The organism is Noviherbaspirillum sedimenti (assembly GCF_003590835.1).
Lineage (GTDB): Bacteria > Pseudomonadota > Gammaproteobacteria > Burkholderiales > Burkholderiaceae_D > Paucimonas > Paucimonas sedimenti.
The window spans coordinates 3,585,124-3,604,462 of sequence record NZ_QYUQ01000002.1 but is presented as its reverse complement, the minus strand read 5'-3'; the positions used below and the strand labels follow the sequence as shown (position 1 = coordinate 3,604,462).

The window sequence follows — 19,339 nt, the reverse complement described above, 5'->3', positions numbered from 1 at the left end:
AAAAAGCCCGAAAGCGCCAGGCGCGTCGGGCTAAATTCGAACTTGTACCAAGCACGCTTTAGCCGTATTTATCATGCGCCCGCAAGCTGATATCAAATCGGCGCCATCACGTAAGAATAACCAAGTCGGCTGTCGCCGTCAAACCATGTCCGAGCACGCATCTGCATGCTGGCTCAAAGCGCACCCAATTGTGCCACCGCTTCGGTGATCGCCACCGGGTCGGTGGCGCGCAGGATGCGGCGGGTCTGGGTAGCCAGAACAGTCAGGTCGCTGTTGAGGATTTCATTCTTGACCGGCAGCAGCTGGGTAGGGTGCATGGAAAATTCGCGCAAGCCCATGCCCAACAGCAGGCGGGTCAATTTGATGTCGCCGGCCATTTCGCCGCACACCGCCACGGGGATGCCTTCGCGCGCGCCGGCGGCGATGATGGAAGACAGCAGGTACAGCACCGCCGGATGCAGCGGATTGTAAAGATGGGCAACTTCGTGGTCGACACGGTCGATCGCCAGGGTGTACTGAATTAGGTCGTTGGTGCCAATCGAGAGGAAATCCATGCGCTTGATGAACATCGGCAGCGCCAGCGCCGCCGCCGGGATCTCGATCATCGCCCCCACCTGGATATTGGCATCGAATTTCTTGCCGGCGTCGCGCAGCTGCTGCTTGGCCTGTTCGATCATCGCCAGCGTCTGCTCGATTTCGAAGGCGTGCGCCAGCATCGGCACCAGGATCTTGACCGGGCCATGGGCCGAGGCGCGCAGGATGGCGCGCAGCTGCATCAGGAAGATCTGCGGCTCGGCCAGGCAATAACGGATCGCGCGCAAGCCCAGCGCCGGGTTCAGCGCGGTCTGCTCGGCGGCGTCGAGCGGCTTGTCGGCGCCGATGTCGAGCGTGCGGATGGTCACCGGGCGGCCCTTCATTATCGCCACCGCCTTGCGGTAAGACTCGTATTGCTCGTCCTCGCCGGGCAGCTTGGTGACAAAGGCGCTGCGCCCCATGAACAGGAATTCGGAACGGAACAGGCCGATGCCGGCCGCACCGGCTTCCATGGCGGCGGCGCAATCGTCGGGCAACTCGATATTGGCGAGCAGGGTGATCTCGGTGCCGTCCTTGGTGATGGCCGGGGTTTTTTTCAGCCTGACGAGTTTCTTGCGTTCGCGCAGCAAGCGCGTCTGACGGTCGCGGTATTGCTCCAGCACGACCTGCGGCGGATCGACAATCACCACGCCGGCGTCACCGTCGACGATCACCCAGTCGTCCTGGGCGATCAGCGCCGAGGCATTGAACATCCCTACCGCGGCAGGAATATCGAGACTGCGGGCGACGATGGCGGTGTGCGAATTCTGGCCACCGACATCGGTAACGAAACCGGCGAATGCACCGTTCTTGAAATGCAGCATGTCGGCCGGCGAAATATCATGCGCCACCACGATCATCTTCGCCGCCGGCTCGTCGCCTTGCGGCTTGGGCAAATCGACCGCCGTACCGGTCAGGACTTTCAGCACGCGCTCGCCGACCTGCTGGATGTCGGCCTTGCGTTCGCGCAGGTAGGCGTCGCCGATCTCGTCAAACTGCGCCGACAATTCGTCGATCTGGGTCACCAGCGCCCACTCGGCGTTGTAGTGGCGGCTGCGAATGATATTCAGCGGCACTTCGGCGATCATCGGATCCGACAGGATCAGCGCATGGACGTCGAGGAAAGCGCCCAGCTCGGCGGGCGAATCCTTGGGCAATTCATTCCAGATGGTTTGCAATTCCTTGTGCACCGTGGCCAGCGCATCCTGCAGGCGCGCCACTTCCGCTTCCACCTGCTCCTCGGCGATCAGGTAATGCTTGACCTCGAGCGCGGCCGGCGCAAGCAGGTGCGCGCGACCGATCGCGATGCCGCGCGAAACCGGGATGCCGTGGAGGGTGAAGGATGCCATCTTCTATCTAGTCAGTTGGGGACAGAGTACCGCTGGCGCTTAACTCTGTCCCGCAATTATTCATTTTCACCGAACTTGTCGTTGATCAGTGCCCCCAGCGCGTCGAAGCAGGCTTGCTCGTCGGGACCGTCGCACTCCAGCGTCACCACCGCTCCCTTGCCGGCGGCCAGCATCATCACGCCCATGATCGACTTGGCGTTGACGCGCCGCGTATTGCGGATCATCCAGACTTCGCTCTTGTATTTCGCCGCCAGCTGGGTCAGCTTGGCCGAAGCGCGCGCATGCAGGCCGAGCTTGTTGATGATTTCAATTTCTTTCTGGATCATGTCGACTCTGATTTTTTAATTTATTTTAATTTGGCGACAGCCGCACCCGGTTATCGACCCGCGTGGCGCCGCCCTGCCCCCCTGCCAATGCCATTTCCACCACCACGTCGAGCGTATCGTTGCGATAGGTGAGCGCCCGCAGCAGCATTGGCAGGCTGATGCCGGCGATGACTTCCACCTGGCCCGGATCGCATAGCGACAGGGTACAGTTCGAAGGTGTTCCGCCCATGACATCCGTAATCACCAGCACGCCGCCGCCGTCGTTCAGCCGCCCGATCGACTCCATGGCGATGCGCCTGACCTCGGCCGTATCCTGGTCGGGCTGCACGTCGATCGCCTCCAGCCGTTCCGGCCTGGCGCGGAACACATGCGTGGCCGCGGCGATGAAAGCCTGGGCCAGCGGCGCATGCGTCAAGAGAAGAATGCCTACCATATTGTTATTGCTGTTCCAGCGCGTCGACAAACATGCCGGCCACATTGAACCCCGTCTGCTGGCGGATTTCCTGGAAACAGGTGGGGCTGGTCACATTCACCTCGGTCAAATAATCACCAATCACATCCAATCCTACCAGCAACAAGCCCCGTTTTGAAAGCACCGGCGCCAGCGCCTGTGCAATCTCCTGGTCGCGCGCCGACAGCGGTTGCGCCACCCCGGTGCCGCCGGCGGCCAGATTGCCGCGCACTTCGCCGGCCTGGGGGATGCGCGCCAGGCTGAATGGCACCACTTCGCCGCCGATCAGCAGGATGCGCTTGTCGCCCTTGGCGATTTCGGGGATATAACGCTGCGCCATGATGGTGGTGCTGCCATGCCGGGTCAGGCTTTCGATGATCGCGCCCAGGTTCAGGCCGTCGTCGCGCACGCGGAACACGCCGGTGCCGCCCATGCCGTCGAGCGGCTTGAGGATGATGTCCTGGTGTTCGCCATGGAAGGCGCGCAGGCGCGCCATGTCGCTGGTGACCAGGGTAGGCGAGAGGAATTGCGGGAATTGCGCGATCGCCAGCTTCTCGTTATGGTCGCGCACCGCGCCAGGCCGGTTGACGATGCGCGCGCCCTGCTGCTCCGCCAGCTCCAGCAACTGGGTGGCGTACACGTACTCCATGTCGAAAGGCGGATCCTTGCGCAGCACCACCACGTCGAAGGCCGTCAGCGGCTGCGCAACCTTGGCTTCGGCGCGATACCAGTCGTCGGCTTCGCCCGTCAGCGTGATGCGGGCCGCATTAGCGACCACCCGGCCTTGTTCGAGGGCCGTGTCGGCCTGTTCGAAGGCGTGGATTTCATGGCCGCGCGCCGCCGCCTCGGCCATCATGGCATAGGTCGAGTCCTTGTAGGTCTTGAAGCCGGAGAGGTGGTCGGCGAGGAAGGCGATCTTCATCTTTTAGTAAATTTCCGGGTTCGGGTCGGTCTTTTCCATTTCCAGCGACGCTGCCAGCAGGGCCAGGCGCGCCACCACACCGTACATGTAGAAACGGTTGGGCGCGGTGGTGCCGGGCTTGGCTTTCAGGTCGGGCAAGGCATGCTGCTGGGCGAAGGCCAGCGGCACGAAGTGCGCGCCAGGGGCATTGAGGTTTTCATCGATGCCGCGCTCGGCATGCACGCGGTAGAAGCCGCCGACCACATAGCGGTCGATCATGTACACCACCGGCTCGGCCACGGCGTCGTTGATATGCTCGAAGGTGTGCACGCCTTCCTGGATGATGACGTCGCTGACTTGCAGACCTTCCTTGACCACCGACATCTTATTGCGCTGCTTGCGGTTCAGGTCCTTGACTTCAGACGCGTCGCGTACAGTCATGATGCCCATGCCATAGGTGCCGGCATCCGCCTTGACGATCACGAAAGGGGTTTCCTTGATGCCGTATTCCTTGTACTTCTTGCGGATCTTGGCCAGCACGCTGTCGACGCTGGCGGCCAGGCATTCCTCGCCGGTACGCTCGTGAAAATCGATTTCGCCGCACTTGGCAAAATACGGGTTCAGCATCCATGGGTCGACGTCGATCAGCTTGGCGAATTTCTTCACCACTTCATCGTAGGCGGCGAAATGGTTGCTCTTGCGGCGCACCGCCCAGCCAGCGTGCAGCGGCGGCAACAGATTTTGCTCGTGGAGGTTTTCCAGGATCGGCGGAATGCCCGAAGACAGGTCATTATTGAGCAAGACCGTGCAGGGATCGAAATTCTTCAGGCCGACGCGGCGGCCATTCTGGAGGCGCTCGAGCGGCTCTAGCGTCAGGATAGTGCCGTCGGGCAGTTCGATCGGCGTGGGCGCCGTCACATCCGGATTCAGCGAGCCCAGGCGCACATGCAGGCCGGTCTGGCGGAAGATTTGCATCAACCGGGCGACGTTTTGCAGGTAAAAAGTATTGCGGGTATGGTTTTCCGGAATCATCAACAGATTCTTGGCATCCGGACAATATTTCTCAATGGCTGCCATGGCCGCCTGCACTGCCAGCGGCAGCATTTCCGGCGACAGGTTGTTAAAACCGCCGGGAAACAGGTTGGTATCCACCGGCGCCAGCTTGTAGCCGGCATTGCGTAAATCGACCGAACAATAAAACGGCGGGGTGTGCTCCTGCCATTCGAGCCGGAACCAGCGTTCGATGGCTGGCGTGGCCTTCAGGATTTTCTTTTCGAGGTCGAGCAGCGGGCCGTTCAAGGCCGTGACCAGATGCGGAACCATATACACCCTTTAATAAACGATTGAGTCTGGTGCAGATTTTAACGGGAATCACCACCGTGCGCGCGCAAGATGCATGAACCGCAACGATGCAAACCCGCTCGACACCCACACTCATTGGCCCATTTATATCAGGTCTGATTGCAATTTTTAAAGGCCAGATAAAAAAAAGCGCCTCATGCAGAGGCGCTTTTGGAAAGCCCCAAGGGGGGCCGAGGGAAATTTAGTGCTTGCTTGTCACTATTAAATCAATAGTGATAAGCCTTTTCGCCGTGGCTGGAGATATCCAGGCCTTCGCGTTCCTGTTCTTCCGTCACGCGCAGGCCGATGACCAGGTCAATCAGCTTGTAGGCGATGAAGGACACGACGCCGGACAGAATAACGGTAGTCAGCACGCCCTGGGTCTGGATCCAGACCTGGCTGGCGATCGAATAGTCCGGCGCGACCTTGTTGGCGACGTAGTCATAGATGCCGGAACCGCCCAGGGACGGCGCGGCGAACACGCCGGTCAGGATGGCGCCGAGGATACCGCCGACACCATGCACACCGAAGACGTCGAGCGAATCATCCGCGCCAAGCAGGCGTTTCAGACCATTCACGCCCCACAGGCAGATGATGCCTGCCAGCAGACCGATCACCAGGGCACCCATCACGCCGACAAACCCTGCCGCCGGGGTGATTGCCACCAGGCCAGCCACCGCACCGGAAGCTGCACCCAGCATCGAAGGCTTGCCCTTGGCCATCCATTCACCGAAGGTCCAGGTGACGACAGCCGCGGCAGTTGCCAGCAGGGTGTTGACGATTGCCAGGGCGGTCAGGCCGTTGGCTTCCAGGCCGGAGCCGGCGTTGAAACCGAACCAGCCCACCCACAGCAGGGAAGCACCGATCATGGTCATCGTCAGCGAGTGCGGCGCCATCGATTCCTTGCCGTAGCCGATACGCTTGCCGATCACGTAGGCACCCACCAGGCCGGCAACTGCGGCATTGATGTGCACCACGGTACCGCCGGCGAAGTCGAGCGCGCCTTTCTGGAACAGCCAGCCGGCGGCTGCAGTCGCCGCTTCGGCAGCTGCAGCGTCAGTGTAGGCATCCGGACCCGCCCAGAACCAGACCATGTGGGCCATCGGCAGATAAGCGAAGGTGAACCACAGCACGATGAAGGCCAGCAGTGCGGAAAACTTGATGCGCTCGGCAAAGGCGCCGACGATCAGGCCGCAGGTGATTGCCGCAAACGTCGCCTGGAAGGCAACGAAGGTGAATTCCGGAATCACTACACCCTTGCTGAAGGTAGCCGCCATGGTGTCGATGGTGATGCCGTTCAGGAACAGGCGATCGAAGGAACCGATGAAGCTGCCGCCGGTGGTGAATGCCAGCGAATAGCCGTAAATGCACCACAACACGACTACCAGCGAAAACACCATGAAGACCTGCATCAGCACCGACAGCATGTTCTTGCTGCGAACCAGGCCGCCGTAGAACAATGCCAGGCCCGGGATCGACATCATGATCACCAAGATGGTGGCCGTCGACATCCAGGCGACGTCACCCTTGTTGGCGGTTGGCGCGGCGGCCGGTGCAGCTGGTGCCGCCGCAGCAGCGGCAGGCGCGGCAGCCGGCGCTGCGGCAGTTTCCGCGGCAGCGGGCGCCACCGCGGTCACGGCAGGCATTGCCGCGGCGGCTGGTGCCGCCGTTTCTTCCGCCGCCATGGCCGCCGGCGCCAGACTGACTGCGGCCAGCAAAGTGGCCGCCGCCAGGAAGCGTGCAAAGTATTGTTTCATCAGAGTCTCCTTAGAGTGCTTCTTTGCCGGTTTCACCGGTACGGATACGCACGACTTGCTGCAGGTCGTAGACGAAGATCTTGCCGTCGCCGATCTTGCCGGTGCGGGCGGACGATTCGATTGCCTCGATGGCGCGCTCGACGATGTCGTCATCGACCGCCGCTTCGATTTTCGTCTTCGGCAGGAAATCGACCACATACTCGGCGCCGCGATACAACTCGGTATGGCCCTTCTGGCGGCCGAAGCCCTTGACTTCGGTGACGGTGATGCCTTGCACGCCGATACCGGACAAGGCTTCCCGCACCTCATCAAGCTTGAAGGGTTTGATGATTGCAGTAATCAGTTTCATATATAAACCTCTTACGTGGTGGATTAGAAGGTTTTCGACAACGACAAAACAACCGCGTCTTTGCTCACGTCTTTCGACTTGGAGCCGCTGGCGTTGGAATACGTATAGAGTGCCGAATCAGCATTGGAACCGACGTATGCCAGGCCGATCGTGGCAAAGCCGAAGTCGCGCGCCACGCCGATCTTGTAGTCGGTATAGTCGAGGGCGCCGGAATTCTTGAATTTCTGGTGGCCGACATGCAAGCCGAGCGTGGTCTTGTCAGCGATTTCGACGTTGGCATTCAGGTCGAGATAATAGGAACCATCGGCATTGGTGAGGCCGAAGTATTCGTCATTGACTGCATGGCTGTATTTGGCCGAGAACCACTTATAGGAGGCGCCGACATACAATTCAAGCGCATCCGGGCGCACGCCGGCGATCGACGCACCTGGGTAGTAATATTTCAGCAGACCGACATCAGCAGTCAAACCAGCCACAGGCTCAAACTTGTAGCCGCCATAAAAATCCATTTCAAGGCTGGCACCGTCAGGGTACTGGTTGCCGCTGACATTGGAGTTCCAGTTGCCGACATAGAAACCGCTGGAATGGGCATAATCAAAGCCGCCCTGCACCGCTGGCTTACCGAAGGTTTGGGAAATGCCACGGAAACGATAATCGGATGCGACCGTCAGATTGCCGGTAAAGGTATGCGGCGAAGCCGGTGCTTCGGCGAAAGCGGGTGCTGCAAAAGTTGCGAGGACTGCTGCAGTAAGCATTAATTTTTTCATAGTCATTCCCTGTGAGTGTTGAAATAAAAACTGCTTGATGATGTAAGCTTTAGCTTGGTTAGCAGGAGCCGTGCCAACCTATTACCGTGCAGATGCATTGCATCTTTTGCAAATAAGCATTGTTTGGCAGCAAAAAATGCGCCATGCATCGGCAGAATTGCACCATTTACGGGCAATCAGATGGAGATGCATCAAAATAGTGCTTTTTTATCCGTTTAGCCACAGAAAGAGGATTCACCATGAACAAGCCCAATTTCCTTGATGATTTGCAAGCCAAGATCCAGCATGCCATCGACAATTCGCCGGTCAAGGATGTCGAAAAGAATGTCAAAGCCATGCTCAACCAGGGGTTTTCACGCCTGGACCTGGTGACCCGTGAGGAATTCGATATTCACGTCCAGGTCCTGGCAAAGACCCGAAGCAAGCTCGAAGAGTTGGAAGCGCGCGTGGCAGAACTGGAAGAGCAGCTGAAAAAAAATGCGCCGCAGTAAGGATCTGGTCTAGCGGGCGTTGGCGGCAATGCGGGCGTTGCCTTCTGCGGGAACATCAAGCCGCCGCAAGGCATCTGCCACCTCGACATGGAATTGCGCCAGTTTCTTCAAGTCGGCGGGCAAGGGCACCAAGGAACTCCAGAACATGTCGGTCAACTGTGCAGCCGTCGTGTCGATGTCCGGCTTGTTGTTTGTCACCACGTAGTCCCACAGTACGTGCTCCGTGGCGCCATACACGAGATCGCGCAACAGCGGCAGCGGCATGTCCTGGCGAATCTCACCGGAGCGTTGTGCCGTCGAAAACACTTTCTTGAGTGGCGCCGTATAGCGGCGCCTCAGGTCGGCCTGCATCTCGGCAAATTCTTCATCGACAGTGCGGCCTTCACTGAGCACCAGCTTGCACATGCCGGTACCCTCATGCATCAGAGTCGCCAGATGTTTTCGGACGATGAAATGCAGTTGCGCACGCGTGCCGATGATCAACGGCACTTCGCGCTCCAGCTCGCTAGAGATTTCGTCGTACCAAACCTTGATGACTTGCATGCACAGGTCGCGCTTGCTGGTGAAATAGGAAAAAACCGTCGCTTCCGACACATCCATGCTCCGTGCAATTTCCAGCACGGTGGATTTCTCGTAGCCTTGTTCGGAAAAGACCTGACGGGCAACCATCAGGATCTCCTTGACACGGCGTTCCGAGCGGACGCCCAGGGCTTCGCGTTTGCGGGGAGATTTTATTGGTGCAAGCATGATAATGACAGTAAAAAAGTACGCAAAAGCGCTGAACCGGACATTACCCGGCCGGCAGAAAAACGACTATACAACTTAAGCCGCTCACCAGTTCAAAAAACCCAATCCAGCATTATTTGCAGGCGGCCTTGCTGCCGCCCCCACGCCTTGCGCACACCGTGGGTCCAAGTGAATCAAGCCGTCAGGGACGGCTTGATTCACTGCCACGTGTTTCTGCGGCATTCCAGCGGATCCGGTTCGCGAATGCCCGGATTTTACTGGGTTTCGCCAAACAGCTCGCGGCCGATCAGCATGCGGCGTATTTCCGACGTGCCGGCGCCGATTTCATACAGCTTGGCATCGCGCCACAGGCGGCCAGCGGGGTACTCGTTGATATAGCCATTGCCACCCAGCGCCTGGATTGTCTCGCCCGCCATCCAGGTCGCCTTCTCGGCGCTGTACAGAATCGCCCCGGCCGCATCCTTGCGCAAGGCGCGCACGGCTTCCGGCGTCTTGGCGCGGTCGCACGCCTGGCCCACAGCATACACATACGACTTGCACGCCATCATGGTCGAATACATGTCGGCGATCTTGCCTTGCATGAGCTGGAATTCGCCAATGGCCTGGCCGAACTGCTTGCGGTCATGAATGTAGGGAATCGCCACATCCATGCACGCCTGCATGATGCCCAAAGGACCACCCGAGAGCACGGTGCGCTCGGAATCCAGCCCCGACATGAGCACGTTGACGCCTTTGCCAAGACCGCCGATGATGTTTTCTTCCGGCACTTCGCAATCCTGGAATACCAGTTCGCCGGTGTGCGAGCCGCGCATGCCCAGCTTGTCGAGCTTTTGCGCAATCGAGAAACCCTTGAAACCCTTCTCGATCAGGAAGGCCGTGATGCCGCGTGGACCGGCTGCTGGATCGGTCTTGGCATACACCACCAGAATATCGGCATCCGGGCCATTGGTGATCCACATCTTGTTGCCGTTCAAGACATAGCGGTCGCCCTTTTTGTCGGCGCGCAGCTTCATGCTGACCACATCCGAGCCGGCGTTCGGCTCCGACATCGCCAGGGCGCCGACATGCTCGCCTGAAATCAGCTTCGGCAGGTACTTCAGCTTTTGCACGTGGCTGCCGTTGCGGCGGATCTGGTTGACGCACAGGTTCGAATGCGCGCCATACGACAGGCCGACCGAAGCCGAAGCGCGGGAAATTTCTTCCAGCGCGATGATATGTGCCAGGTAGCCCATGGCGCTGCCGCCGTACTCTTCCTCCACCGTAATGCCCAACAGGCCCAAGTCACCGAATTTTTTCCAGAGGTCCATCGGGAACTGGTCGCTATGGTCGATTTCGGTTGCGCGCGGTGCAATTTCCGCTTGAGCGAATTGCTGCACTGCCTCACGAAGTGCAGCAATATCTTCGCCATGGTCAAAACTCAGGCTGGGGAAATCGAGGAATTGCGTCGTCATGATTTTCTTGTCCAATCAGTAGGAAAAAACGGGCATTACCGTTTTTTCATTGTTATATAGCTTGCTGCCAATATCGGTCGCTGATGGTTGGCAGATGTTCGCTTGCCACCGGATGAAAACATCCTCTTCCGGACAACCATTTGTGAGTATAGCTCACAACAAATCAATTTTGAAACACTTTGCTAAGCAAATTCCACTTGATGGACCTTCACATTCACCCTAAAATCCCATTCGTTTGTTAGTGACACTCATATTTTCAGGAATACTGTTGCTGCGCATTAACAACGACATAGGAATAACGGCTGGATTCCTTATCTTGTACAGAGAAGGGATCAATCGGAATACAAGAATTACATTAATGGAGATACACAATGCACCTCAAACTCAGGAAGATTTCGCTCGCCGTCACCCTGGCCGTCGCCGGCATGGCATCGGCATCCGCGCAGGTCAGCAATGATGTCGTCAAGATCGGCGTCTTGACGGACTTGTCCGGCCTGTACTCGGACCTGTCGGGCCAGGGATCGATCATCGCCGCAAAAATGGCGATCGAGGATTTCGGCAAGACCGTACTGGGAAAACCCATTGAAATCGTCACGGCCGACAGCCTCAACAAGGCCGATGTCGCCGCCTCCAAGGCGCGCGAATGGGTCGACCAGCAAAATGTCGACGTTCTGATGGACCTGGTGCCCACCAACGTTGCCTTGGCAGTGATGGAAGTGGCGCAGCAGAAGAACAAGCTGGCCATCGTGGTCGGCTCCGCCTCCAGCACCATCACCAATGACAAATGCAACGCCAACAGCTCGCACTGGATGTATGACACCTACTCGAGCTCCGTCGGCACCGGCAAGGCGCTGGTCAAGCGCGGCGCCGACAGCTGGTTCTTCCTGACCGCGGATTATGCCTTCGGCAAGTCGCTGGAAAAAGACGTTTCCGACGTCGTCACCGGCGCCGGCGGCAAGGTTCTCGGTTCAGTCAAGCATCCCCTGAACGCCAGCGATTTTTCTTCCTTCCTGCTGCAGGCGCAAAATTCCAAGGCCAAGGTCATTGGCCTGGCCAACGCTGGCGGCGACACTGTCAACGCCGTCAAGCAAGCCGGCGAATTCGGCATTGCCGCCAAAGGCCAGCTGGTTGCGCCCTTGCTGATGTTTATCAGCGATGTGCATTCCATCGGCCTCAATTATTCGCAGGGCATGTACCTGACGGAAGGCTTTTACTGGGATCTGAATGATGAAACCCGCGCCTGGTCCAAGCGCTTTTTCTCCGCGCACAAGCGCATGCCGACCATGGCGCAGGCGGGCATGTATTCTGCCGTCTTGCACTACCTGAAGTCCGTCAAGGCTGCCGGCACCGACGAGACCGCGGCCGTCAATAAAAAGATGCGTGAACTGCCGATTTCCGACGTGGTCATCCCGAAGGGAAAACTGCGCGAAGATGGCCGCGTGGTTCATGACATGCTGCTGCTGCAAGTCAAGAAGCCTTCGGAATCCAAGGCGCCATGGGATTACTACAAAGTCATCGGCACCGTGCCTGGCGATGAAGCCTTCCGCCCCCTGGCGCAATCCAACTGCCCGCTGGTAAAAAAATAATAATTTGACGATATTGCCATTACCGGTCCCGCGCCTCGCATGACGCGTGGGACCGGCCATATCAAGGAGACATTCATGCAAAAGCCAAGCTATGTTCACGGCGCCCATAACGTGCCGCTGATCGGCGAAACGATCGGTTCATATCTGGATTCGATAGCGGAACGCTTTGGCGACCAGCCAGCCCTCGTGGTTCCATACCAGAACGTACGCTGGACTTACCGGGAATTCCAGCAGCGCGCCAATCGTCTTGCCGCTGGCTTGCTCAAGCTCGGCTTGCAGCCGGGCGAGCGCATCGGCATCTGGTCGCAAAACAATTCCGAATGGGTGCTCACCCAGTTTGCAACAGCCAAAGCCGGCCTGGTGCTGGTCAACATCAATCCAGCCTACCGCCGCTCGGAACTCGAATACGTGCTCGGCAAGGTCGGGTGCAGCGCCCTGATTCTCTCGCCGGCCTTCAAGTCGAGCAACTATATCGAGATCGTCGAAGATGTCGTCCCCGAAATCAAGCATTCCAGGATCGGCGTCTTGCATGCCCCGCACCTGCCGACGCTGAAACACGTCATCCGCATGGGCCGCGACAAGTCTGCCGGCATGCTCAATTTTGATGACTTACTAACTTCCGTCAACGACGACGACCTCAAGCACTTGGCCGACGTCGCCGCGACGCTGCAGTTCGATGATCCCGTCAATATCCAGTTCACTTCCGGCACGACCGGCGCGCCCAAGGGCGCCACGCTCACGCACCACAATATCCTGAACAATGGCTTTTTCATCGGCGAAGCCATGCGGCTGACCGAGAAAGACAAGCTGTGCATCCCGGTGCCGCTCTACCATTGCTTCGGCATGGTGCTGGGCAATCTCGCCTGCGTCACGCATGGCGCCGCGATGGTGTATCCCGGCGAAGGCTTCGATCCCAAGGCCGTGCTGGAAACGGTGCAAACCGAACGCTGCACCGGCCTGCATGGCGTGCCGACCATGTTCATCGCCATCCTCGACCATCCGGACTTCAAGAACTACGATCTGTCGAGCCTGCGCACCGGCATCATGGCGGGATCACCCTGCCCGACCGAAGTCATGACGCGCGTGATCAAGCAGATGCACATGAGCCAGATCACCATCACCTACGGCATGACGGAAACCTCGCCGGCCAGCTTCCAGAGTTCGGTGGATGATCCAGTCGACCTGCGCGTGTCCACGATTGGCCGCGTGCACCCGCACCTCGAAGTCAAGATCATCGACGCCGACGGCAAGATCGTGCCGCGCGGCACCAAGGGCGAATTGCTCACGCGCGGCTACTCGGTGATGCTGGGTTACTGGGGCGACGAGGAAAAGACCCGGGAAGCGATCGATGCCGCCGGCTGGATGCATACGGGCGATCTCGCAGTCATCGATGAAAATGGCTTTTGCAGCATCGTCGGCCGCTCCAAGGACTTGGTCATTCGCGGCGGCGAAAACATTTATCCGCGCGAGATCGAGGAATTCCTCTACCGTCATCCGAAGGTGCTGGATGTGCAATGCGTGGGCGTGCCGGATAAAAAATATGGTGAAGAACTGTGCGCCTGCATCATCCTGCGACCCGGCATGCAAGCCGATGCCGAGGAAATCCGCAGCTTTTGCAACGGGCAGATCGCCCATTACAAGATCCCGCGCTATGTCCAGTTTGTCGATGCATTTCCGATGACGGTCACCGGCAAGATCCAGAAATACCTGCTGCGCCAGCAAGTCGCCAACGACCTCAACCTGAGCACGGAATAAGCTTATCGCCATGGAAAACCAGAGCAATAACCTGGATCTGGTCCAGCTGTCGCAGGAACTGGAGAATGTCCTGAAATTGCGCACCCCGCCATTCGGCATCAAGATGTTCGAAACGGTGGAAGCCATGCAAGCCATTCCCAAACTGCGCCGGCCAACCGCGATCCATACGACCGACCAGATCATTGCCCAGGCAGCACGTCTGGGCTGGACAGTCGGCATCACCGCCGACGACCTGGTCGGCGATCAGTGCCGCGCAGTGATCGGACTAACCAAACAGGATGAAACCTGGCTGGCCGGCGAACCGATGGCCGGGGTCTGGTATGCGACCAAAGACGATGCCGCCGCCCACCAGGCTGCCATGCATTGCGTGCCGCACGGACGCTATGCCGCCATGGTGGTGTCGCCGGTGCGCAGTAACCGCCTCAATCCGCCGGATATCGTGCTGTTTTATGCAACCCCTGGCGCCATGATTTATTTTATCAATGGCTTGCAATGGTCTGGCTACCGCCGCTTCGACTGGAGCGTGGTGGGCGAATCGGCTTGCGCCGATTCCTGGGGACGCGCGCTGGCGACAAGGCAGCCAAGCCTGTCGCTCCCCTGCTTTGCCGAGCGGCGTTACGGCGGCGTGCTGGACGATGAAATGCTGATGGCAATTGCGCCCGAGGATTTGAAAAAGGCGCTCGATGGCATGCGCGCCCTGTCCGGCAATGGCTTGCGCTACCCCTTTGCCCAGTACGGCATCCAGCAAGACGTGCGCGCCGGCCTTGGCGTCAGTTATGGTGAAACTGCAGGCAAAAAAGCGGCGTCACCCTGAGTATTTATCCCTCCTTCTTACATCCTGAAATGAATCTGCTGAACGAAATTGGGCCACACCTGTCCGGATTCGAACAACTCAAGACCATGCTGCAGGCAGACCGGCGGCCCGGCATCGGTGAAACACTCGACATCCGTCTCGTTGAAGTTGATGACGGCCGCGTCGTGCTCGAGTCAATACCGGACATTCATCTCTATAACCCGTTCGGCATCGTCCAGGGTGGATTTTCCGCCACCATGCTGGACTTCGCCTGCGGCTATGCCGTCATGTCCCGAATGGTTCCCGGGCAGAGCATTTCAACCATTGAACTCAAAATCTCCTATCACAAGGCCATGAACAAGGATACGGGGAAAATCCGGGCGGAAGGCAAGATTATTAGCTTGGGACGTCGCGTCGCATTCACGGAGGCGCGCCTGACCGATCTTGACGGAAAACTCTATGCCTCAGCCACGTCCAGTCTGATTGTGCTGTCAGCGTGATCGTCGATAAGTAAAGGCAATCTCGGCGACAGGCGCATATGCAAATCAATAACGTCCAAGACAGCCTCCATGAAGATGCATGGGTAGAGCATCCCCACGGACGAATCTTTGTTCGCACCTGGCATCCCGTGAAAGGCAAGGATGGCGCGGTGGCCGGCAGTCCCATCGTGCTTTTTCACGACTCCCTGGGCTGTGTCGACCTGTGGCGTGATTTTCCTGCCCTGCTAAGCGAGAGCACGGGGAGAAGCGTCATTGCCTATGACCGACTGGGATATGGAAAATCCGACCCGCGTTCTGGCAAGCCAAGCCCGAATTTTATTGCCGATGAAGCGGAAACTTATTTCCCGGCGGTATGTGAACAACTGGGCTTCAAACGCTTCATCGCCTTTGGTCACAGCGTTGGGGGCGGCATGGCGGTATATTGCGCTGCCAAATTCTCGAACGCATGTGAAGGGCTCATCACTGAATCAGCGCAAGCGTTTGTCGAGGATAGGACCGTGCAAGGCATCCTGGCGGCGAAAGAATCGTTCAAACAAGAGGGGCAAATTGCGCGCCTGAAGAAATATCACGGCGACAAGGCGACATGGGTTCTGAATGCCTGGACCGAGACATGGCCCGACCCTGATTTTTCTGGGTGGTCACTCGAGAATGTCTTGCCCAAAGTTACTTGCCCCTTGCTCGTGATTCATGGTAATCATGACGAATATGGCTCATTGCGTCATCCCGAAATGATCGCAAAGCGATCTGGTGGCCCCTTACGCGTCGAAATTATGGCAGACACTTACCATGTTCCGCACCGCGAACACGAACAAACCATTATCGAACTGGCCAAGGATTTTATCGGGTCAATCAAATATATTCCGCCTGACCACAGCCGCGATGCGATAGGATAATTGTTTCACCATCCGCTGTACCTTCCTGCCACGCGTTTCTTCAAGGGGGTTCCATCATGCGCATGAGCGATGAAGAATATTTCCGCAGTTGTGTAGCCAAGGAGCGGCATCTGGCGCAATTGCTGGGCCATCACAATGTCGAAGAGTTCTATGAAAGTGCCGGCACTTTGTGGAATGGCAACAAGGCATTGCCAAAATGGACACGCGACTGGAAGGCCTGCGGGCCGCTGCTGGCCGAATACGCCCTGGCACTCGCCTTCCCCAGGGAAGCGGAACAGGCGCATGGCAAATGCGTGCAAATAGGCGATATCGTGGTCCCCTTTGCCGACCATCCGAGCAAGGACCGGGCCGTCATGGTTGCCATTGTCAAGGCGGTCATTTTTCAGCTGGAACACCACAAAACCACAAAATCGCACTAGCCTGAGCCAGCCTGATGTGCGGCAAAGTCCGGCCGGGATCGCCGGGGTAAGCTTGCCTTCTTTCAATTAGATAAGAAAAAGGCATGCAATGAGCTTGGCCGTCCTGAAAAGTCGCGCACTGACCGGCATGCAGGCGCAGGAAGTGACGGTCGAGGTACATCTGGCCAATGGCTTGCCCGCGTTTACCATTGTTGGCCTGCCCGATACCGAGGTGAAGGAAGCCCGCGATCGCGTGCGCGCGGCCCTGCAAAACGGCCGCTTCGACTTCCCCGCACGGCGCATCACCGTCAACCTGGCGCCTGCCGACCTGCCCAAGGAATCCGGCCGCTTCGACTTGCCGATCGCCCTCGGCATCCTGGCCGCATCCGGACAAATTCCCGCGCATGAACTGGACCGCTATGAATTTGCCGGCGAACTCTCGCTGTCGGGCGAATTGCGGCCGATCCGCGGCGCACTGGCGATGACTTACGCCATGCGCAACAGCGGCGCCGCCGCCGGTCGCCAGCGCGCCTTCATCCTGCCGCAGGCCAACGCCGACGAAGCCGCCCTGGTGATGGACGCGGCCATTCTTCCGGCCACCACGCTGCAGCAGGTATGCGCCCACTTCGCTGCGCCGCAAGGCGAAGACCGCTTGACGCGCCATCAGGCCGCAGCGGCGACTCAGACGGCCATACCGCGCTATCCGGACTTCACCGAGGTCAAGGGCCAGTTGCATGCCAAGCGGGCGCTGGAAGTGGCTGCCGCCGGCGGCCACAGTATCCTCATGGTGGGACCGCCCGGCACCGGCAAATCGATGCTGGCAGCGCGTTTCCCCGGCATTTTGCCGCCGATGTCCGACGAGGAAGCGCTGGAGTCGGCCGCGGTGCGATCGCTGACCGGCGTATTCACCGCTGCCAACTGGAAAGCGCGACCGTTTCGCGCGCCGCACCATACCGCTTCGGGCGTAGCCTTGGTGGGCGGCGGCGGCAACCCGCGCCCCGGTGAAATTTCATTGGCCCACCGCGGTGTGCTGTTTCTGGATGAATTGCCGGAATTCGACCGCCGCGTCCTGGAAGTCTTGCGCGAGCCGCTGGAGTCCGGCCGCATCACGATTTCCCGGGCGGCGCGCCAAGCCGATTTTCCGGCGCGTTTCCAACTGGTGGCGGCGATGAATCCCTGTCCTTGCGGCTATCTCAGTCATGCCACCAACAAGTGCCGATGCACACCTGACCAGGTGGGGCGCTACCAGAGCCGGATTTCCGGACCGCTGCTGGATCGCATCGACTTGCAAATCCAGGTGGCGTCATTGCCGCAGGAAGACTTGCTCAAAGAAGCCGCTGGCGAAAGCTCGCAGACCATCGCCGCACGCGTCGAGCGCGCTTTCGCGCGCCAGCTGCAGCGGCAGGAAAAGGCCAATCATGTGCTGTCCACCGCGGAAATCGATCGCCATTGTCGCCCCGATGCGGCTGCCGAACAATTGCTGCGCACCGCGATGACACGGCTGCACTGGTCGGCGCGCGCCTATCATCGTGTCTTGAAAGTCGCGCGCACGATCGCAGATCTGGGCGACGCTGCGGTCATCGGTCAGGATCATGTGGCAGAAGCGATCCAGTACCGACGCGCCTTGCGCGAACAGCAAGACGCTCCCGGAGGAAATCGATGAAGGAAAGCCGGCCGCGGCGGCAGCCGGTCTGGTTTTACAGGCGTTCGAAGACGGCGGCAATACCCTGCCCGCCGCCGATGCACATCGTCGCCAGCCCATAACGCTTGCCGGTGCGAATCAGTTCATACAGGCATTTGACGGTAATGATCGCGCCGCTCGCGCCAAGCGGATGGCCCAGTGCAATAGCGCCGCCATTCGGATTGGTGCGGGCCGGGTCCAGGTCGAGGCCCTTGCATACCCCTAGCGACTGCGCCGCGAATGCTTCATTGGATTCGATCACATGCATGTCGGCAAGCGTCAAGCCTGCGCGCTGTAGCGCCAGCTTGACGGCGGGGATCGGGCCGGTTCCCATCACCGCCGGGTCGACGCCGGCGACGGCATATGACACCAGGCGTGCCAGCGGTTTCAGGCCAGCACGTTCCGCAGCACCCGCTTCCATCAGCACGCAGGCAGCCGCGCCGTCATTCAGTCCGGATGCATTGCCCGCGGTGACGGATCCGGCTTCCTTCTTGAATGCGGGCTTGAGCTTGGCCAGCGATTCCAGCGTGGTATCGCTCTTGGGGTGCTCGTCGGTGTCGAACAAGGTCACGCCTTTGCGCCCGGCGATTTCGACCGGCACGATTTGCAACTTGAAATGGCCGGCGGCAATCGCGGCGGTGGCGCGCCGCTGACTTTCCAGCGCGAACGCATCCTGTTCCTCACGCGAGATGCCAAATTGCTGCGCCACATTTTCGGCGGTGATGCCCATGTGCCCGGCGCCGAAAGGATCCGACAGTGCCCCGGTCATCATGTCGACCATCTTGCTGTCGCCCATGCGCACGCCCCAGCGTCCTGCCGGGAAAATATAAGGCGCACGGCTCATGGTTTCGACGCCGCCGCCGACCGCCACTTCAGCGTCGCCGAGCTGAATCGCGTTGGCCGCCGTGACGATCGCCTGCAGACCGGAGCCGCACAGACGATTCACGTTCAGCGCGGCGGATTCCTTGGCCATGCCGGCTGTAATACCGGCAACACGCGAGACATACATGTCGCGCGGTTCGCAGGGAATGACGTTGCCGAAAACGATTTGCCCGGCCTGCGCCGCTTCGACGCCGGCGCGTGCAAACGCTTCCCGCACCACGATCGCGCCCAAGTCGCAGGCCGACATGTCCTTCAGTGCGCCGCCAAAAGTGCCGATGGCGGTACGCACCGCGCCGACGATCACTACATCTTTCTTGCTTGTCATGAATAAATCCTTAATAAATCGCA

The 19,339-nt window shown here is 59.1% G+C and carries 19 protein-coding genes; 8 read left to right on the top strand and 11 right to left on the bottom strand.

Annotation, left to right across the window (positions count from 1 at the left end):
• Positions 1-173: 173 nt before the first annotated feature.
• The 8 genes from ptsP to D3878_RS16720 form a co-directional block, all read right to left on the bottom strand.
• Positions 174-1,922 carry a phosphoenolpyruvate--protein phosphotransferase gene (ptsP, locus tag D3878_RS16755; RefSeq protein WP_119786524.1) on the bottom strand — a complete coding sequence of 583 codons (1,749 nt, stop codon included), beginning with the start codon at positions 1,920-1,922 and terminating at the stop codon, positions 174-176.
• 56 nt (positions 1,923-1,978) lie between these two features.
• The gene (locus D3878_RS16750; protein WP_119786523.1) at positions 1,979-2,248 is read right to left on the bottom strand and encodes an HPr family phosphocarrier protein; all 270 of its coding nucleotides are present in this window, start codon (positions 2,246-2,248) and stop codon (positions 1,979-1,981) included.
• A gap of 25 nt (positions 2,249-2,273) precedes the next feature.
• Positions 2,274-2,681 carry a PTS sugar transporter subunit IIA gene (locus D3878_RS16745; RefSeq protein WP_119786522.1) on the bottom strand — a complete coding sequence of 136 codons (408 nt, stop codon included), beginning with the start codon at positions 2,679-2,681 and terminating at the stop codon, positions 2,274-2,276.
• Between the two features lie 4 nt (positions 2,682-2,685).
• A complete protein-coding gene (gene gshB / locus D3878_RS16740; RefSeq protein WP_119786521.1) occupies positions 2,686-3,621 on the bottom strand; it encodes a glutathione synthase in 936 nt (311 codons plus the stop codon).
• Between the two features lie 3 nt (positions 3,622-3,624).
• On the bottom strand, positions 3,625-4,923 hold the full coding sequence (gene gshA / locus D3878_RS16735; protein ID WP_119786520.1) for a glutamate--cysteine ligase: 1,299 nt from the start codon (positions 4,921-4,923) through the stop codon (positions 3,625-3,627).
• A gap of 245 nt (positions 4,924-5,168) precedes the next feature.
• Complete coding sequence (locus D3878_RS16730) at positions 5,169-6,698, bottom strand: ammonium transporter (RefSeq protein ID WP_119786519.1); 1,530 nt, start codon at positions 6,696-6,698, stop codon at positions 5,169-5,171.
• 10 nt (positions 6,699-6,708) lie between these two features.
• The gene (glnK, locus tag D3878_RS16725) at positions 6,709-7,047 is read right to left on the bottom strand and encodes a P-II family nitrogen regulator (protein WP_119786518.1); all 339 of its coding nucleotides are present in this window, start codon (positions 7,045-7,047) and stop codon (positions 6,709-6,711) included.
• A 23-nt stretch (positions 7,048-7,070) separates the two neighbouring features.
• Positions 7,071-7,802 (bottom strand): TorF family putative porin, encoded by a 732-nt coding sequence (locus D3878_RS16720; protein WP_233556366.1) that lies wholly within the window; start codon positions 7,800-7,802, stop codon positions 7,071-7,073.
• A gap of 251 nt (positions 7,803-8,053) precedes the next feature.
• Here D3878_RS16720 and D3878_RS16715 point away from each other — a divergent pair, with 251 nt between their 5' ends.
• Positions 8,054-8,305 carry an accessory factor UbiK family protein gene (locus D3878_RS16715; protein ID WP_119786516.1) on the top strand — a complete coding sequence of 84 codons (252 nt, stop codon included), beginning with the start codon at positions 8,054-8,056 and terminating at the stop codon, positions 8,303-8,305.
• A 9-nt stretch (positions 8,306-8,314) separates the two neighbouring features.
• On the opposite strand, the gene D3878_RS16710 is transcribed toward D3878_RS16715, so the two are convergent.
• Both D3878_RS16710 and D3878_RS16705 read right to left on the bottom strand, forming a co-directional pair.
• Positions 8,315-8,974, bottom strand: coding sequence for a TetR/AcrR family transcriptional regulator (locus tag D3878_RS16710; RefSeq protein ID WP_233556365.1), 660 nt, complete (start codon positions 8,972-8,974; stop codon positions 8,315-8,317).
• Positions 8,975-9,306: 332 nt separating this feature from the next.
• A complete protein-coding gene (locus tag D3878_RS16705) occupies positions 9,307-10,503 on the bottom strand; it encodes an isovaleryl-CoA dehydrogenase (protein WP_119787960.1) in 1,197 nt (398 codons plus the stop codon).
• A gap of 371 nt (positions 10,504-10,874) precedes the next feature.
• On the opposite strand from D3878_RS16705, the gene D3878_RS16700 reads away from it, so the two are divergent.
• From D3878_RS16700 to D3878_RS16670, 7 genes are all read left to right on the top strand, one after another.
• Entirely contained in the window at positions 10,875-12,089 is a 1,215-nt protein-coding gene (locus tag D3878_RS16700; RefSeq protein WP_119786514.1) for an ABC transporter substrate-binding protein, read from the top strand.
• 75 nt (positions 12,090-12,164) lie between these two features.
• Entirely contained in the window at positions 12,165-13,844 is a 1,680-nt protein-coding gene (locus D3878_RS16695; RefSeq protein ID WP_119786513.1) for an AMP-binding protein, read from the top strand.
• A 10-nt stretch (positions 13,845-13,854) separates the two neighbouring features.
• A complete protein-coding gene (locus tag D3878_RS16690; RefSeq protein ID WP_119786512.1) occupies positions 13,855-14,658 on the top strand; it encodes a DUF169 domain-containing protein in 804 nt (267 codons plus the stop codon).
• Positions 14,659-14,687: 29 nt separating this feature from the next.
• The gene (locus tag D3878_RS16685; protein ID WP_199688187.1) at positions 14,688-15,137 is read left to right on the top strand and encodes a PaaI family thioesterase; all 450 of its coding nucleotides are present in this window, start codon (positions 14,688-14,690) and stop codon (positions 15,135-15,137) included.
• 44 nt (positions 15,138-15,181) lie between these two features.
• Entirely contained in the window at positions 15,182-16,030 is an 849-nt protein-coding gene (locus tag D3878_RS16680) for an alpha/beta fold hydrolase (protein ID WP_420799582.1), read from the top strand.
• 56 nt (positions 16,031-16,086) lie between these two features.
• Positions 16,087-16,449, top strand: coding sequence for an aminoacyl-tRNA synthetase (locus D3878_RS16675; protein WP_119786510.1), 363 nt, complete (start codon positions 16,087-16,089; stop codon positions 16,447-16,449).
• Between the two features lie 88 nt (positions 16,450-16,537).
• On the top strand, positions 16,538-18,091 hold the full coding sequence (locus D3878_RS16670) for a YifB family Mg chelatase-like AAA ATPase (RefSeq protein WP_119786509.1): 1,554 nt from the start codon (positions 16,538-16,540) through the stop codon (positions 18,089-18,091).
• A gap of 34 nt (positions 18,092-18,125) precedes the next feature.
• On the opposite strand, the gene D3878_RS16665 is transcribed toward D3878_RS16670, so the two are convergent.
• Positions 18,126-19,316 (bottom strand): acetyl-CoA C-acyltransferase family protein, encoded by a 1,191-nt coding sequence (locus tag D3878_RS16665; protein WP_119787958.1) that lies wholly within the window; start codon positions 19,314-19,316, stop codon positions 18,126-18,128.
• Positions 19,317-19,339 lie beyond the last annotated feature (23 nt).

Bases quoted from the DNA above. Each gene is read 5' to 3' on its own strand.
- ptsP (WP_119786524.1), bottom strand. From the start codon at position 1,922: ATGGCATCCTTCACCCTCCACGGCATCCCGGTTTCGCGCGGCATCGCG.
- D3878_RS16750 (WP_119786523.1), bottom strand. From the start codon at position 2,248: ATGATCCAGAAAGAAATTGAAATCATCAACAAGCTCGGCCTGCATGCG.
- D3878_RS16745 (WP_119786522.1), bottom strand. From the start codon at position 2,681: ATGGTAGGCATTCTTCTCTTGACGCATGCGCCGCTGGCCCAGGCTTTC.
- gshB (WP_119786521.1), bottom strand. From the start codon at position 3,621: ATGAAGATCGCCTTCCTCGCCGACCACCTCTCCGGCTTCAAGACCTAC.
- gshA (WP_119786520.1), bottom strand. From the start codon at position 4,923: ATGGTTCCGCATCTGGTCACGGCCTTGAACGGCCCGCTGCTCGACCTC.
- D3878_RS16730 (WP_119786519.1), bottom strand. From the start codon at position 6,698: ATGAAACAATACTTTGCACGCTTCCTGGCGGCGGCCACTTTGCTGGCC.
- glnK (WP_119786518.1), bottom strand. From the start codon at position 7,047: ATGAAACTGATTACTGCAATCATCAAACCCTTCAAGCTTGATGAGGTG.
- D3878_RS16720 (WP_233556366.1), bottom strand. From the start codon at position 7,802: ATGCTTACTGCAGCAGTCCTCGCAACTTTTGCAGCACCCGCTTTCGCC.
- D3878_RS16715 (WP_119786516.1), top strand. From the start codon at position 8,054: ATGAACAAGCCCAATTTCCTTGATGATTTGCAAGCCAAGATCCAGCAT.
- D3878_RS16710 (WP_233556365.1), bottom strand. From the start codon at position 8,974: ATGGTTGCCCGTCAGGTCTTTTCCGAACAAGGCTACGAGAAATCCACC.
- D3878_RS16705 (WP_119787960.1), bottom strand. From the start codon at position 10,503: ATGACGACGCAATTCCTCGATTTCCCCAGCCTGAGTTTTGACCATGGC.
- D3878_RS16700 (WP_119786514.1), top strand. From the start codon at position 10,875: ATGCACCTCAAACTCAGGAAGATTTCGCTCGCCGTCACCCTGGCCGTC.
- D3878_RS16695 (WP_119786513.1), top strand. From the start codon at position 12,165: ATGCAAAAGCCAAGCTATGTTCACGGCGCCCATAACGTGCCGCTGATC.
- D3878_RS16690 (WP_119786512.1), top strand. From the start codon at position 13,855: ATGGAAAACCAGAGCAATAACCTGGATCTGGTCCAGCTGTCGCAGGAA.
- D3878_RS16685 (WP_199688187.1), top strand. From the start codon at position 14,688: ATGAATCTGCTGAACGAAATTGGGCCACACCTGTCCGGATTCGAACAA.
- D3878_RS16675 (WP_119786510.1), top strand. From the start codon at position 16,087: ATGCGCATGAGCGATGAAGAATATTTCCGCAGTTGTGTAGCCAAGGAG.
- D3878_RS16670 (WP_119786509.1), top strand. From the start codon at position 16,538: ATGAGCTTGGCCGTCCTGAAAAGTCGCGCACTGACCGGCATGCAGGCG.
- D3878_RS16665 (WP_119787958.1), bottom strand. From the start codon at position 19,316: ATGACAAGCAAGAAAGATGTAGTGATCGTCGGCGCGGTGCGTACCGCC.